This window comes from Paracoccus sp. P2, assembly GCF_046335115.1.
Lineage (GTDB): Bacteria > Pseudomonadota > Alphaproteobacteria > Rhodobacterales > Rhodobacteraceae > Paracoccus > Paracoccus pantotrophus.
The window spans coordinates 98,934-113,163 of record NZ_JBGOSN010000002.1; the positions used below are offsets into that span (position 1 = coordinate 98,934).

At 69.7% G+C, this 14,230-nt stretch carries 15 protein-coding genes; 1 reads left to right on the plus strand and 14 read right to left on the minus strand.

Annotation, left to right across the window (positions count from 1 at the left end):
* Nucleotides 1-98: 98 nt before the first annotated feature.
* From ACDP63_RS01645 to ACDP63_RS01680, 8 genes are all read right to left on the minus strand, one after another.
* Nucleotides 99-1,739: an AMP-binding protein gene (locus tag ACDP63_RS01645; RefSeq protein ID WP_024843843.1), complete on the minus strand. Its 1,641-nt coding sequence runs from the start codon at nucleotides 1,737-1,739 to the stop codon at nucleotides 99-101.
* Between the two features lie 66 nt (nucleotides 1,740-1,805).
* Nucleotides 1,806-2,204, minus strand: a complete 399-nt coding sequence (locus tag ACDP63_RS01650; RefSeq protein ID WP_114669244.1) for a RidA family protein — start codon at nucleotides 2,202-2,204, stop codon at nucleotides 1,806-1,808.
* Nucleotides 2,194-2,613 carry an acyl-CoA thioesterase gene (locus tag ACDP63_RS01655; RefSeq protein WP_024843845.1) on the minus strand — a complete coding sequence of 140 codons (420 nt, stop codon included), beginning with the start codon at nucleotides 2,611-2,613 and terminating at the stop codon, nucleotides 2,194-2,196. Before ACDP63_RS01655 ends, ACDP63_RS01650 begins: the two co-directional genes overlap by 11 nt.
* Nucleotides 2,610-3,749 carry an acyl-CoA dehydrogenase family protein gene (locus ACDP63_RS01660; protein ID WP_024843846.1) on the minus strand — a complete coding sequence of 380 codons (1,140 nt, stop codon included), beginning with the start codon at nucleotides 3,747-3,749 and terminating at the stop codon, nucleotides 2,610-2,612. Before ACDP63_RS01660 ends, ACDP63_RS01655 begins: the two co-directional genes overlap by 4 nt.
* An 89-nt stretch (nucleotides 3,750-3,838) precedes the next feature.
* A complete protein-coding gene (locus tag ACDP63_RS01665; RefSeq protein WP_024843847.1) occupies nucleotides 3,839-4,651 on the minus strand; it encodes an enoyl-CoA hydratase family protein in 813 nt (270 codons plus the stop codon).
* Complete coding sequence (locus ACDP63_RS01670; RefSeq protein WP_024843848.1) at nucleotides 4,648-5,085, minus strand: MarR family winged helix-turn-helix transcriptional regulator; 438 nt, start codon at nucleotides 5,083-5,085, stop codon at nucleotides 4,648-4,650. The genes ACDP63_RS01665 and ACDP63_RS01670 overlap by 4 nt, the downstream gene beginning before the upstream one ends.
* Nucleotides 5,082-5,822 (minus strand): SDR family NAD(P)-dependent oxidoreductase, encoded by a 741-nt coding sequence (locus tag ACDP63_RS01675; RefSeq protein WP_024843849.1) that lies wholly within the window; start codon nucleotides 5,820-5,822, stop codon nucleotides 5,082-5,084. The genes ACDP63_RS01670 and ACDP63_RS01675 overlap by 4 nt, the downstream gene beginning before the upstream one ends.
* Nucleotides 5,819-8,104: a bifunctional salicylyl-CoA 5-hydroxylase/oxidoreductase gene (locus ACDP63_RS01680; protein ID WP_028710261.1), complete on the minus strand. Its 2,286-nt coding sequence runs from the start codon at nucleotides 8,102-8,104 to the stop codon at nucleotides 5,819-5,821. Before ACDP63_RS01680 ends, ACDP63_RS01675 begins: the two co-directional genes overlap by 4 nt.
* A gap of 140 nt (nucleotides 8,105-8,244) precedes the next feature.
* On the opposite strand from ACDP63_RS01680, the gene ACDP63_RS01685 reads away from it, so the two are divergent.
* A complete protein-coding gene (locus ACDP63_RS01685) occupies nucleotides 8,245-9,360 on the plus strand; it encodes a 3-hydroxyacyl-CoA dehydrogenase (protein WP_024843776.1) in 1,116 nt (371 codons plus the stop codon).
* 1 nt (nucleotide 9,361) lies between these two features.
* On the opposite strand, the gene ACDP63_RS01690 is transcribed toward ACDP63_RS01685, so the two are convergent.
* The 6 genes from ACDP63_RS01690 to ACDP63_RS01715 are packed head-to-tail and all read right to left on the minus strand — an operon-like array spanning nucleotide 9,362 to nucleotide 14,226.
* The gene (locus tag ACDP63_RS01690; RefSeq protein ID WP_028710260.1) at nucleotides 9,362-10,102 is read right to left on the minus strand and encodes a fumarylacetoacetate hydrolase family protein; all 741 of its coding nucleotides are present in this window, start codon (nucleotides 10,100-10,102) and stop codon (nucleotides 9,362-9,364) included.
* Nucleotides 10,099-11,034, minus strand: coding sequence for a sugar kinase (locus tag ACDP63_RS01695; protein WP_024843778.1), 936 nt, complete (start codon nucleotides 11,032-11,034; stop codon nucleotides 10,099-10,101). Before ACDP63_RS01695 ends, ACDP63_RS01690 begins: the two co-directional genes overlap by 4 nt.
* Before the next feature lies 1 nt (nucleotide 11,035).
* Nucleotides 11,036-11,956, minus strand: a complete 921-nt coding sequence (locus tag ACDP63_RS01700; RefSeq protein ID WP_028710259.1) for an NAD(P)-dependent oxidoreductase — start codon at nucleotides 11,954-11,956, stop codon at nucleotides 11,036-11,038.
* The gene (locus ACDP63_RS01705) at nucleotides 11,953-12,687 is read right to left on the minus strand and encodes an amino acid ABC transporter ATP-binding protein (protein ID WP_114669251.1); all 735 of its coding nucleotides are present in this window, start codon (nucleotides 12,685-12,687) and stop codon (nucleotides 11,953-11,955) included. Before ACDP63_RS01705 ends, ACDP63_RS01700 begins: the two co-directional genes overlap by 4 nt.
* A gap of 52 nt (nucleotides 12,688-12,739) precedes the next feature.
* Complete coding sequence (locus ACDP63_RS01710; protein ID WP_024843781.1) at nucleotides 12,740-13,537, minus strand: transporter substrate-binding domain-containing protein; 798 nt, start codon at nucleotides 13,535-13,537, stop codon at nucleotides 12,740-12,742.
* Nucleotides 13,538-13,572: 35 nt separating this feature from the next.
* On the minus strand, nucleotides 13,573-14,226 hold the full coding sequence (locus ACDP63_RS01715; RefSeq protein WP_369007990.1) for an amino acid ABC transporter permease: 654 nt from the start codon (nucleotides 14,224-14,226) through the stop codon (nucleotides 13,573-13,575).
* Nucleotides 14,227-14,230 lie beyond the last annotated feature (4 nt).

Sequence of the window (14,230 nt, forward strand, 5' to 3'; positions counted from 1 at the left end):
AACTCCCTGAATAATGCGCGATGATTGGTCGTCGCATGTTTTTATGATGCGGTCGCGGGCTGCAACGGCTTTCGCGCATCAGTCCGCAACCCCAAGGGTCACGCCCGCCCTTCCAGCAGACGGAATCGCTGGATCTTGCCGCTTTCGGTCTTGGGCAGCGCCTCGGCAAAGACCACGCGGCGCGGGTATTTGAAGGGCGCGATGACGGATTTGACATGATCCTGCAAGCATTTGGCCAAGGCCTCGCCGGCCGCGGCACCGGGGCGCAGCACGACATGCGCCTCGACGATCTGGCCGCGCGCCTCGTCCGGGGCGCCGACCACGGCGCATTCCAGCACGTCGGGATGGGCCAGCAGCGCCGCCTCGACCTCGGGGCCGGCGATGTTGTAGCCGGCCGAGACGATGATACCGTCGGTGCGGGCGGCAAAGTGGAAATAGCCCTGCTCGTCGCGCCAGAAACTGTCGCCGGTCAGGTTCCAGCCGTCCTGCACATAGGCGCGCTGCTTCTCGGGGTCGGCCAGATAGCGGCAGCCGACCGGGCCGCGCACTGCCAGCCGCCCGGTCTCGCCCGGCGGCAATTCGCGCCCGTCCGGGCCGATGATCCGCGCCTCGTAGCCCGCGACCGGGCGGCCGGTGCAGGCCGGGCGGCTGTCACCGAAACGGTTGGTCAGGAAGATGTGCAGCATCTCGGTCGAGCCGATGCCGTCCAGCATCGGCTTGCCGGTCTTGGCCATCCATTCCTCGTAGACCGGGCCGGGCAGCGTCTCGCCGGCCGAGACGGCGGCGCGCAGGCTGGACAGGTCGGCGCCCTCGTCCATCGCCCGCATCATCACCCGATAGGCGGTCGGCGCGGTGAAGCAGATGGTGGCGCGGTATTTCTGGATGATCTCGACCATGTTCGGCGGCGAGGCGTTCTCCAGCAGCGCCGCCGAGGCGCCGAAGCGCAGCGGAAACACCGCCAGCCCGCCCAGCCCGAAGGTAAAGGCCAAAGGCGGCGAGCCGACGAAGACATCCTCGGGCCGCACCTCCAGCACCTCGCGGGCATAGCCGTCGGCGATGATCAGGATGTCGCGGTGGAAATGCATGGTCGCCTTGGGCTCGCCCGTGGTGCCCGAGGTGAAGCCCAGAAGCGCCACGTCGTCGCGCCCCGTGCGCACCGCCTGAAACCGCACCGGCTGCGACAGGGCGGCGCGGTCCAGCTCGGCATCGTGGTTCGCCGTGCCGTCGAAGCCGATCACGGTCTTCAGGTGCCGGCTGCCCTTGGCGGCCAGCGCCAGCTCGTCCATCAGCCTTGTGTCGCAAAGCGCGTGGCTGACCTGCGCCTTGTCGATGATCTTGGCCAGTTCGCCCGCGCGCAGCATCGGCATGGTGTTGACCACCACCGCCCCGGCCTTGGTCGCGGCCAGCCAGCAGGCCACCATGGCCGGGTTGTTGGCCGAGCGGATCAGCACCCGGTTGCCCGGCCGCAGGCCGTAAGTCTCGACCAGCGCATGGGCGATGCGGTTGGTCCAGTCGGTCAGTTCCTTGTAGCTGCGGATGCGGCCGTTGCCGATCAGCGCGATATGGTCGCCGAAACCCTTCTCGACCATGCGGTCGGTCAGCTCGACCGCGGCGTTCAGGTATTCGGGATAGGCGAAGCCCTCCAGCTTCAGCCGCGGCCAAAGCTCGGCCGGCGGCAGGTTGTCGCGCGAGAAGCTATCGACATGCGCCGAGGGTCCAAGCGGCGGATTGCCCGTCATCTTCAATCTCCCTGTTGGGCGGGCCGGCATCTTGTCGTGCCTTGGCCCGCTTGTGCCGCGCCCCCGTCAGGCGGGGATCACGGCGGTTGCCTCGATCTCGACCTTGGCGCGGTCCTCGACCAGGGCCACGACCTGCACCAGCGCCATGGCCGGATAATGCCGGCCGATGATCTCCTTGTAGGCTTGCCCGATGTCCTTGAGCGCGCCCAGATATTCGCGCTTGTCGGTGACATACCAGGTCAGGCGAACCAGATGTTCGGGCCGCGCGCCGGCTTCGGCCAGCACGGCGACGATGGATTGCAGCGCCTGGCGCACCTGCCCGGCGAAATCGTCGGTCTCGAATTCCTGCTGGTCGTTCCAGCCGATCATGCCGCCGGTGAACACCATCCGCCCGGTGGCGGCGATGCCGTTGGAATAGCCCGGCGTCGCCTTCCAGTTCCTCGGATGCAGAACCTCATGCACCATCGCTTGCCTCCATGAACGCGATCATCTTGCGGCGGATCGCCTCGGGCCAGGGCGCGGCGCGCCCCTGCGGCGTGACCCAGACCAGGGTCGAGACGCATTGCAGCTTCAACTGCCCGCCGGCGCTGGCCCGCTGCACCAGCCGCGCGCTGGAGCCGCCGACATGCTGCACCTCCAGCGCGAAATCCAGCACCTCGCCCAGACGCGAGGGCGCGCGAAACCCGGCCTCGATCTGCACGGTCGGAACCGCGCAATCCTCCTCGACATGGATGCGGGTGAAAGGATAGGCCAGCACCTCGGCAAAGAAATTCTCGATCACCGAGTTCAGCATCTCGAAGTAACGGGGATAGAAGACGATCCCCGCCGGGTCGCAATGGTTGAACTCGACCTGGATGCGGCGCCGGTAGATCATGCCAGAACGCTCCGGGCGATGACCACGCGCTGCACGTCGCTGGCGCCCTCGTAGATGCGCAGGGCGCGGATGTCGCGGTAAAGCGCCTCGACCGCGCTGCCGTGGCGCACGCCGTCGCCGCCATGCAGTTGCAGCGCGGCGTCGATCACCTCCTGCGCGGCCTCGGTGGCATAGAGCTTGGCCATCGCCGCCTCGCGGGTGACGCGCGGCGCGCCCATGTCCTTGGTCCAGGCGGCGCGATAGACCAGCAGCGCCGCCGCATCCACCTTCAGCGCCATGTCGGCCAGATGGCCCTGCACGATCTGGTGATCGGCCAGCGTGCCGCCGCCGGCCCGCGGCCGCCGCGCCCGCGCCCGCGCCAGGGCCTCGTCCAGCGCGCGGCGCGCCATGCCAAGCGCCGCCGCCCCGACCGTGGGGCGGAACACGTCCAGCACCGACATGGCGATCTTGAACCCCTCGCCCGGCCGGCCGATCAGCGCCGCATCCGGCAGCACCACCCCGTCCAGCTTCAGCCGGGCCAGGGGATGCGGGGCGATGACCTCGATCCGTTCGGCGATCGTCAGCCCGGCGCTGTCGGCCGGCATCAGGAAGGCCGACAAGCCCCGCGCGCCCGGTGCCTCGCCGGTGCGGGCGAAGACGACATAGAGATCGGCGATGCCGCCGTTCGAGATATAGGTCTTTTCGCCCGTCAGCCGCCAGCCGCCCGGGGCACGCTCGGCCAGCGTCGCGGTGCTGGCCACGTCCGAACCGGCGCCGGGCTCGGTCAGCGCGAAACCCGAGATCGCCCGGCCCGCGCGCGTTTGCTCCAGCCATTCCCGCTGGCCGGGAGTGCCGAACAGCGTCACCGCCCCCATGCCCAGCCCCTGCATGGCAAAGGCGAAATCGGCCAGCGGATCGTGCCGCGCCAGCGTCTCGCGGATCAGGCACAGGCTGCGCACGTCCAGCGTCTCGCCCGCGCCCGCGCCGCTATGACGCAAAAAGCCCGCCGCCCCAAGCGCCGCGACCAGCACCTTGCAGGCGGCATCGACATCGCCGTGATCCACCGGCAGGTGCGCGGCGCACCAATCCTCAAGCGCCGCCGAAAGTTCGCGGTGGCGGGTCTCGAAAAACGGCCAGTCCAGAAAGCTCTTGTCCATCTTCCTTGTCCAAATATCCTCGGAGGTTGTCCATTGAGCCCGCCATTGCTCCGAGGACCAATGGACAACGGGGCAGACAGCCCCCGGCTTCAGTCGCCCTCGAACACCGGCTTTTCCCTGGCGACGAAGGCCCGATAGGCGCGCTCGAAATCACGGGTCTGCATGCAGATCGCCTGCGCCTGCGCCTCGGCCTCGATGGCCTGTTCCAGCCCCATGTTCCATTCCTGGTTCAGCTGGGTCTTGGTGATGCCATGGGCAAAGACCGGCCCCGCGGCCAGCCGCCGCGCCAGCGCCTGCGCCTCGGCCTCCAGCGCGTCCGCGTCATGCAGCGCGTTCCAGAAACCCCAGGCATGGCCCTCCTCTGCGCCCATCACCCGGCCGGTGTAAAGCAGTTCGGCCGCCCGCCCCTGGCCGATGATGCGCGGCAGCATGGCGCAGGCGCCCATATCGCAGCCGGCCAGCCCGACGCGGGTGAACAGGAAGGCACATTTCGCCTGCGCCGTCGCCAGCCGCAGGTCCGAGGCCATGGCCAGGATCGCGCCGGCGCCGACGCAGATCCCGTCCACCGCCGCGATCACCGGCTTGCCGCAGCCGATCATCGCCTTGACCAGATCGCCGGTCATGCGGGTAAAGGCCAGAAGCCCCTTCATGTCCATGCCGACCAGCGGGCCGATGATGTCATGCACATCCCCGCCCGAGCAGAAATTGCCGCCGTTCGAGGCCAGAACCACGACATCCACGTCGCGGGCATAAACCAGCGCGCGGAAGGTGTCGCGCAGCTCGGCATAGCTGTCGAAGGTCAGCGGGTTCTTGCGCTCGGGGCGGTTCAGGCGGATGGTGGCGATGCGGTCCCGCACCTCCCAGATGAAATGCTGCGGCTTCAGCCCGGCCAGCTCGGTCATTTCGCGCCCCCCATGCGTTTCAGGATCTCGGTCAGCAACTCGATGTCCTCCTCGGTCAGGCCGGCGAAGATGCGGTTCACCTCGGCCTCGTGATCGGCGGCGAAACCCTCGAAGGCCGCCAGCCCCTCGGGCGTCAGGCTGACGAAGACGGTGCGCCGATCGGTTTCCGAGGGCTCGCGCCGCGCCAGCCCGTCCCGTTCCAGCCGGTCCACCACCGCCGTCGCATTGCCGTTCGAGACCAGCAACATGCGGCTGAGCTCGGTCATGGTGACGCCCTCGCGCCGGCGATAGAGCGCGGCCATCACGTCGAAACGCGGCAGCGTGGTGTCGTGCCGCACCCGCAGGAACTCGCGCAGCTGCCCCTCGGCCGCACGGGTGACGCCCAGCAGGCGGATCCACAGCTTCAGCCGGCGCTTGGACAGCGGATCGTTCATGCCTCGCCCCCCGAAATACCGATGGCCTGGCCGTTGACCCCCTCGGAGCCCGGCCCGCACAGCCACAGCGCCGCGGCGCTGACCTCGGCGGGCTGGATCAGCCGGCCCTGCGGATTGGTCGCGGTCAGCGCGGCCAGGGCCTGATCCCGGCTCTTGCCGGTCTTGTCCATGATGGTGGCGATGGAACGCGCCGTCATCTCGGTATCCAGAAAGCCGGGACACAGCGCGTTGACCGTCACCGGCCGCCGCGCCACCTCCAGCGCCAGGCTGCGCACCAGCCCGACCACGCCATGCTTGGCCGCCGCATAGGGCGCGACATAGGCATAGCCGCGAAGGCCGGCGGTCGAGGCCACGGCGATCAGCCGGCCCCAGCCGGGCAATTGCGCCAGCCCCTCGCGGAAGGTCAGGAAGGTGCCGGTCAGGTTCACCGCCAGCATGGCGTTCCACTGCTCCAGCGTGGTGCGGCTGAGCGGCGCGCTGTCCGCCGCCCCGGCATTGGCGATGACGATGTCGCAGGGGCCGGCCTCGGCGAACAGCGCCCTGACGCTGGCCTCGTCGGTCACGTCGGCGGTCAGGGCGCGGGCGCCGGTCCGTTCGGCCACGGCCTCCAGCGGTGCCTTGCGGCGGCCGCAGATCACCACCTCGGCCCCGGCCCCGGCAAAGGCGCGCGCCAGATCGGCGCCGGTGCCCGTGCCCCCCCCGGTGATCAGCACCCGTTTGCCCGCCATCGCCGTCATGCCCGGATCGCCTCCTGCGCGCGGCTGCGCAGCCGCAGCGCCTGGTCGCGGCCGGCCAGATAGGGCAAGGGCCAGGCTGCGGCCTCGTCCCCGGCCTCGACGGCGGCGTGCAAGGTCCAATAGGGATCGGCCAGATGCGGCCGCGCCAGGCAGACCAGATCGGCCCGGCCGGCCAGCAGGATGCCGTTCACCTGGTCGGCCTCGGTGATATTGCCCACCGCCATGGTCGCGAGCCCGGCCTCGTTGCGGATGCGGTCGCTGAACGGGGTCTGGAACATCCGGCCATAGATGGGCCGCGCCCCGGTGCTGGTCTGCCCGGCCGAGACGTCGATGATGTCGGCGCCGGCATCGGCGAACATCCGGGCGATCTCGACCGCCTCCTCGGGCGTCACGCCCTCGTCGCCCACCCAGTCATTGGCCGAGATGCGCACCGACATCGGCTTTTGCTCCGGCCAGACGGCGCGCATCGCCCGAAACACCTCCAGCGGATAGCGCATGCGGTTTTCCAGGCTGCCGCCATAGTCGTCCTCGCGCCGGTTCGACAGCGGCGAGATGAAGCTGGAGATCAGATAGCCATGCGCCGCATGCAGCTCGACCATGTCGAAGCCCGCCCGCGCCGCCATCTGGGTCGCGGCGACGAACTGGTCGCGCACCATGTCCATGTCGGCGCGGTCCATGGCCTTCGGCACCGCATTGCCGTCCTGCCACGGGATCGCGCTGGCCGAGATCAGCGGCCAGTTGCCCTGGGCCAGCGGCCGGTCGGCATCCTGCCAGCCCAGCTGGGTCGAGCCCTTGCGGCCGGAATGGCCGATCTGCATGCAGATCTTGGCCCGTGTCTCGGCATGGGTGAAATCGACGATCCGCGTCCAGGCAGCCTCGTGTTCGGGCGCGTAGAGGCCGGGACAGCCGGGGCTGATCCGCCCCTCGGCCGAGACGCAGGTCATCTCGGTATAGACCAGCCCGGCGCCGCCCTTGGCGCGCTCGGCGTAATGGACGAAATGCCAGTCGGTCGGGCAGCCGTCCACGGCCTTGTATTGCGCCATGGGCGAGACGACGATGCGGTTTTCCAGCGCCATGTCGCGCAGACGGAAGGGCGCGAACATCGGCCGCCGGCCCTTGCGCCCGCCGGCGCGTTCCTGGAACCAGTCCTCGGCCTGCCCCAGCCATTCGGGGTCGCGCAGGCGCAGGTTTTCATGGCTGATGCGCTGCGAACGGGTCAGCAGCGAATAGGCGAATTGCAGCGGCTCCATGTCCAGGTAACGCTCGACCTGCTCGAACCATTCCAGGCTGTTGCGGGCGGCCGATTGCAGGCGCAGCACCTCGACGCGGCGTTCTTCCTGATAGCGTTCGAAGGCGCGCTGCATGGTCGGTTCGGAATGCAGGTATTCGGCCAGGGCGATGGCGCTGTCGAAGGCCAGCCGCGAGCCCGAGCCGATCGAGAAATGCCCGGTCGCCGCCGCATCGCCCATCAGCACGACATTCTCGTGATACCAGCGTTCGCAGATCACCCGCGGAAACTGGATCCAGACCGCCGAGCCGCGCAGATGCGCGGCATTGGACATCAGCGCGTGGCCGCCCAGATGGCGCTCGAAGATCCTGCGGCAGGTCTCGACCGATTCCTCCTTGGACATGTCGGCAAAGCCCAGCTTCTCCCAGGTCTCGGGCAGGGTCTCGACGATGAAGGTCGCGGTGTCGCCGTCGAACTGGTAGACATGCGCCCAGACCCAGCCATGCTCGGTCCGCTCGAAGATGAAGGTGAAGGCGTCATCGAATTTCTGATGCGTGCCCAGCCAGACGAACTTGCAGCGGCGGGTGTCGATATCGGGCTGGAACACCTGGGCATATTCGCTGCGCACCAGGCTGTTGATGCCGTCGCAGCCCACCACCAGGTCGTAGTCCCGGCGGTATTCCTCGGCCGAGCGGAACTCGGTCTCGAAGCGCAGGTCGATCCCCAGCTCGCGCGCGCGGGCTTGCAGCAGGACCAGCATCTGCTTGCGGCCGATGCCGGCGAAGCCATGCCCGCCCGAGACGGTGCGCACCCCGTCATGCACCACGGCAATATCGTCCCAATAGGCGAAATGGCTGCGGATCGCCTCGGTGCTGGCGGGGTCGTTCTGCTGCATCCGCCCCAGCGCGTCGTCCGACAGCACCACGCCCCAGCCGAAGGTGTCGTTGGCCTTGTTGCGTTCCAGCACGGTGATCTGGTGCGAGGGATCGCGCAGCTTCATCGAAATGGCGAAGTACAGTCCAGCCGGGCCACCGCCCATACACAAGATCTTCATCGCTCACCTCCCTGCGCCTTTTCGGCCTGTTGGGGAAAAGCTGCCAGCAAATCGGATTCGTTTCAAGTTTAAAATTTCAAGCTTGAAATGATTCTTGCCGATGGCATGATGTCCATGGGATGCAGCGCGGAGTTTCCGACATGACCACCATTGCCGTCATCGGCCTGGGCACGATGGGCCTCGGCATCGCCCAGACCTATGCCGCCGCCGGCTTTGCCGTGCTGGCGACCGATGCCGCGGCGGACGCGCGGAAAACGGCGCTGGAGCGGCTGCGCGCCGGCCTTGCGCCTCGGGTCCAGGCCGGCAAGCTGGCGCAAGCCGATCTGGACGCGACCCTGGCCCGCATCACCGTCGTCGAGGGCCCCGAGGCCATGGGCGCCGCCGATCTGGCCATCGAGGCGGTGGTCGAGCGCATGGAGGTCAAGCGCGCCCTGTTCGCGGCACTGGAATCGGTGCTGGCGCCCGATGCGGTGCTGGCCAGCAATACCTCGTCGCTGTCGGTCGCCGCCATGGCCGAGGGGCTTTCGCAACCCCAGCGCCTGCTGGGCCTGCATTTCTTCAACCCGGCACCGGTGATGAAGCTGGTCGAGCTGGTGGCGCATCCCGGAACCGGCACGGCAGCGCTGGAGCGGGCCCGGCGCCTGACCGAGGCGGCGGGCAAGACCGTGATCCCGTGCCCAGACCGGCCCGGCTTCATCGTCAACCGCTGTGCCCGGCCCTTTTACGGCGAGGCGCTGGCGCTGCTGGAGGAGGGCCGCAGCGCGGCCGAGATCGACGCGGCGATGCTGGCGGCGGGCTATCGGCTGGGCCCCTTCGGCTTGATCGACCTGGTGGGCGCCGACATCAACCTGGCCGCGACCGAAAGCCTTGCCGCGGCGATGGATGGCCACCCGCGCTATCACGTCTTCGAGGCGGCGCGGCGGCAGGTCGCCTCGGGCGCTCTGGGGCGCAAGACCGGCCGGGGCTTCGTTTACCCGGAAAAGCCCGGCCCCGCCCCCGAGGATGCCGCGGCCATCGTCCGGCGCATCGAGGCGACGCTGGTCAACGAGGCCGGCTGGCTTCTGGCCGAGGGCGGCACGACGCAGGAGGGCATCGACACGGCTCTGAAACTGGGCCTGAACTTCCCGCGCGGCCCGTTCGAGATCCTGGCCGCGCAGGGATGCGCGCGGGTGCGGGACCGGCTGGAGCGGCTGGCTGCCGCCGCGCCGGCCCATCTGTACGGGCGCTACCGGCCCGCGCCCATCCTGACGCGCTGATTCAGGGCCCGGCGAACCGGGCCGAGACCGCGGCCCCGCCGGCGCGGGCCCGCGCGGTCCGCGCACCGTCCAGTGGCAGCGGGCCGATCCGGGCGCCGGTGATGATGACGTCGCCTTGGCAGAGCGGCAGATCCTGCGCCGCCGCGTGACCGGCCAGCCAGGCCAGAAAATCCACCGCCTCGGCTAGGCTCGCCGCGGTCTCCGGGACCGCGACCCGGCGCTCGTCCAGCCAGAGCGCGATCCCCAGCGGGCCGGTCATGCCGTCGCGCCAATCGGGCAAAACATCGCCCAGCACGATCCCGGCCGAGCCGAAACCATCGGCCATCAGTTCCAGCGGCAGCACCGTCCCGCGGTCGGCAAGCCGCGGGGCGACCAGTTCGAAGGCCAGCCGCACCTCGGCAATGGCGTCCGCCGCGGCAGCGGCTGTCGCACCGGCGGGCAGGTCCGCGCCAAGGATCAGGGCGGTCTCGACCTCGATGCAAGCATCGGCCGGCAGCGGCGGCAAAAGGGCGTCCGAGCGGACGACCCCCCGCCCCGGCTGCGCCCCGGCATGGCGGTCGCGGCCGGCCAGCAACGCCATTTTCCAGGCACCGCCGCCTAGCGCACGGATCACCGCCCGTTGCACCGCATAGGCCGCGTCGGGATCGGGTGGCGGCGGGACCAGGCCCGGCAGGCGCGGCGCAGCGCCATGGACCGCCAGCAGGGCGCGGGCGGCGGCCTCGGGATCGAATGCGGCACTCATGTCGCCACCCCCAGGCCCAGATCGGGCATGGCGGGGCGCGGGATGACCGCACCGGGATGGGTGACGACGACCGCGGCCAGGCGGGCGGCAAGGGTCACGGCCGCGACCGGCGGCAGGCCGGCATCGCGCGCGGCCAGCCAGCCGGCGTTGAAGCTGTCGCCGGCGCCGGTGGTATCGACCGCGGCAACCATCGGGGGCAGCGGATGGGGCTCGATGCGGTCCTGGCCGGGCGGGCGGCGCAGCACCTTGCCCCCGCCGGTGGTCAGCACGATCTCGGCCCCGCCCAGCCCGGCCAGGGCCGCCATTGCCCCGGCCGGGTCCGCGATGCCGAAACAACCGGCCATGTCGTCCAGCGAGGGCAGGACCAGCGTCGCCAGCGCCGCCGCACGGCCGATCACCGCGCGCGCCGTGGCGGCATCGGGCCAAAGGGCGGGGCGGTAGTTCGTGTCCAGCACGATCCGCCCCCCCGCCGCCAACCGCCGTTCCAGCGCGGCCAGCAGCCGCTCGCGGCTTTCGGGCAAAAGGATCGCCAGCGTGACGCCGGACAGAAGCACCGTCCCGGCCTCGGCCACGGCCCCCAGCGCCATGTCGCCATCATCGAACATGCGCCGCGCCGGCGCCTGCTCGCGCCAGTAAAGAAAGCTGCGCTCGCCCCGCGCATCGGTCGAGATGAAGCTCAGTCCGGGCCGGCCGCCCGGCTCGGTGGCGCACAGATCGGCCACCCCCTCCTCGGCCATGACGCCGCGCAGCCAGGCGCTCATCGCGTCGTCGCCGAGTCGCGACAGGTAGCCGACCGAGCCGGCGGGCAAGAGCCGCGCCAGATAGATGGCGCTGTTCAGCGTGTCGCCGCCCGCGCGCCGGTCGAAGGTCGAGGGCGCATCGCGGCGGGCGGTGAACTCGACCAGCGGCTCGCCGATGCAAAGATAGCGCATGCTAGGCCTCGTAGGGGGTGGGCAGCGGCCGGCCGGCGAAATGGGCGGCGATATTGTCCAGCACCAGCTGCGCCATCGCGCGCCGCGCCTCGGCCGTGGCCGAGCCGATATGCGGGGTCAGCACGCAATTCGGGGCATCGAGCAGCGCCTGCGGCACGTTCGGCTCATCGTCGAAAACGTCGAGCCCCGCCCCGGCGATGGCGCCCGCATGGAGCGCCGCGGCCAGCGCCCCGGCATCGACCACCGGGCCGCGAGCGACATTGACCAGGACGCCATCGGGGCCGAGCGCCGCCAGCACGCCGGCATCGACCAGGCCGCGCGTATCCTTGCCCCCGGCGGCGGTGACGAAAAGCAACTCGCAATCCCGCGCCAGCGCCAGCGCATCGGGGCGGAAGCCGTCCGGGGCGTCCGGCCTTTCGTGCCGGGCGGTATAGAGCACCGCCATCCCCATGCCGCGCAGCAGGTCGGCCAGCCGGCGCCCGATGCGGCCATAGCCCAGGATGCCAGCCCGCCGCTCCAGCACCGAAAGGCCGAGGCCCAGCTTGCCGCCCGAGGACCATTGGCCGGCGCGCACGAAACGGTCGCCCTCGGCGATCCGGCGCCCCGCCGCCAGGGCCAGGCCAAGCGCCATCTCGGCCACGGCCAGCGACAGCACGTCGGGGGTGGTGGTGACGGCGATGCCGCGCCGCCGCGCCTCGGCCAGGTCGACGGCATCGACGCCGACGCCGTTCACCGCGATCAGCCGCAGCGCCGGCAGCCGCGCCATCTGCGCCGCCGTGATCCCGACATTGCCGGCGGTCAGCACCGCCTCGACATCCGCCGCATCGCCGATGTCGCGGATCACCCGGTATTCGGCGGCAAGCCGGTCGGCCATGTCCTGCGGCTTCAGCTCGGCCAGGGCCAGGATGCGCGGCCGGGTCATGCGATCTGGCCCAGGAAGTTCTGCAACCGCTCGTTCTGGGGATTGCCAAAGAACTGGTCGGGCGCGTTCTCCTCGACGATCACGCCCTTGTCCATGAAGATCACCCGGTCGGCCACGGCGCGGGCGAACTCCATCTCATGGGTGACGCAAAGCATGGTCATCCCCTCGCGCGCGAGGTCGATCATGGTGTCCAGCACCTCCTTGACCATTTCCGGGTCCAGCGCCGAGGTCGGTTCGTCGAACAGCATGATGCGCGGCTTCATGCACAGCGCGCGGGCGATGGCGACGCGCTGCTGCTGGCCGCCGGAAAGCTGGGCCGGATATTTGTCGGCCTGTTCGGGAATGCGCACCCGCTCCAGGTATTTGCGCGCCGTCGCCTCGGCCTCGGCGCGCGGGATCTTGCGGGTTTTCATCGGCGCCAGGACGCAGTTCTCCAGCACGGTCATGTGCGGGAACAGGTTGAAGGACTGGAAGACCATGCCGACATCCTGCCGCACCCGGGCCACGTTCTCGCCGCCGGCGGTCAGCTCCACCCCGTCCACGATGATGGTGCCGGATTCGATGGGCTCCAGCTGGTTGATGGTGCGGATCAGCGTCGATTTGCCCGAGCCCGAGGGCCCGCAGATGACGATGCGCTCGCCCCGCGTCACGGTCAGGTCGATGTCGACCAGGGCGTGATAGGCACCGTAATACTTGTTCACGGCACGCATGATGATGGCATGTTCGGTCATGTGGCTTTCCCCTGGGATGGCACGCGGCCGGGGCACGGCCGCGCGGCGCGCGTCACTGGGCGTTCTTGACGAAATCGGGCAGCGGCTCGCCCAGCCATTTCTGATGGATCTGGTCCAGCGTGCCGTCGGATTTCGCCTGGTCCACGAAGGCGTTGACCTGTTCCAGCAGCGCATCCGACCCCGGCGCAACGGCGATGCCCTGCACCTGGCTCGACAGGTCGAACTTCTTGTCGAAACGGTCGCCCGCGACGGTCGAGACCTGCGAGAACACCACGTTCGACAGCCCGATCAGCCTGACCTGCCCCGACATCAGCGCCTGCACCGCGCTGGCGTCGTCGTCAAAGCGGCGGATGTCGGTGCCCTGCGGCGCAACCGCGCTGACGCCGGTGTCCTGGGTCGAGGCGCGGGCGACGGCGAGGGACTGGCCCGCCAGCCCCTCGGGCGCGGCGATCTCCAGCCCGCTGTCGCCATAGACGGCGATGCTGATCCCGGCATAGGGTTTCGAGAAGTCGACCTTCTCTGCCCGCTCCTCGGTGATGCCCAGCGAGGCGACCAGTACATCGACCTGGCCCGAAAGCAGATAGGGGATGCGGTTCGGCCCGGTCACCGGAACGATCTGCGCCTGCACGCCCAGGAATTCGCCAAGCGCCTTGGCCACGTCGGCATCATAGCCATCGGGCTTGCCCGAGGCGTCCTGGATGCCGAAGGGCGGGAAATCGACCAGCATGCCCACCCTGACGGTGCCGGCATTCTTGACCGCGTCAAGATCGGCGGCGCTTGCGGGCGGGGCCAGCCCCATGGCCAGCGCGCCGGCGGCCAGGGCGGTAAAGATGCGACGGTTCAGTTTCATGGTTTCCTCCTCCGTGAAATCCTCTGCGCGGGGCTCTAGCGGGTGATCGCCAGCCGCATGCGCGCCTCCATGTGCCGGGCCAGAAGCGACAGGGGCCAGCACAGGACGAAATAAAGCGCGGCCACCGTGCCGAAGACCAGGAACGGCTTGAAGGTCGCGTTGTTGATGATCTGCCCGGCGCGGGTCAGCTCGGTGAAGCCGATGATCGAGGCCAGCGAGGTGCCCTTGATCAGCTGCACCAGGAAGCCCACGGTCGGCGCGGTCGCCAGCCGCAGCGCCTGCGGCAGGACGACATGGCGCATCCGGTCCCGGTAGGACAGCGACAGCGCCACCGCCGCCTCGGTCTGGCCCGGCGGCACCGCCTCGATGGCGCCGCGCCAGATCTCGCCCAGGTAGGCGCTGGCATGCAGCGTCAGCGCGACGGCGGCGGCCAGCAGCGGGTCGATGGGCAGGCCAAGGACGGCAAGGCCGAAATAGACCAGGAACAGCTGCATCAGCAGCGGCGTGCCCTGGAAGACCTGGATGAAGCCCGCCGCGATCCGGCGCGGCAGCCGGCCCTGCGCGGTCCGCGCCAGCGCGACGGCCAGCCCGCCGATAGCACCGCCAAGAAAGGCGATGGCCGAGAGGATCAGCGTCCAGCGGACGGCCGAGACGATGAACAGGATGTCGGCAGAGGAAAATTCGCGGATCATC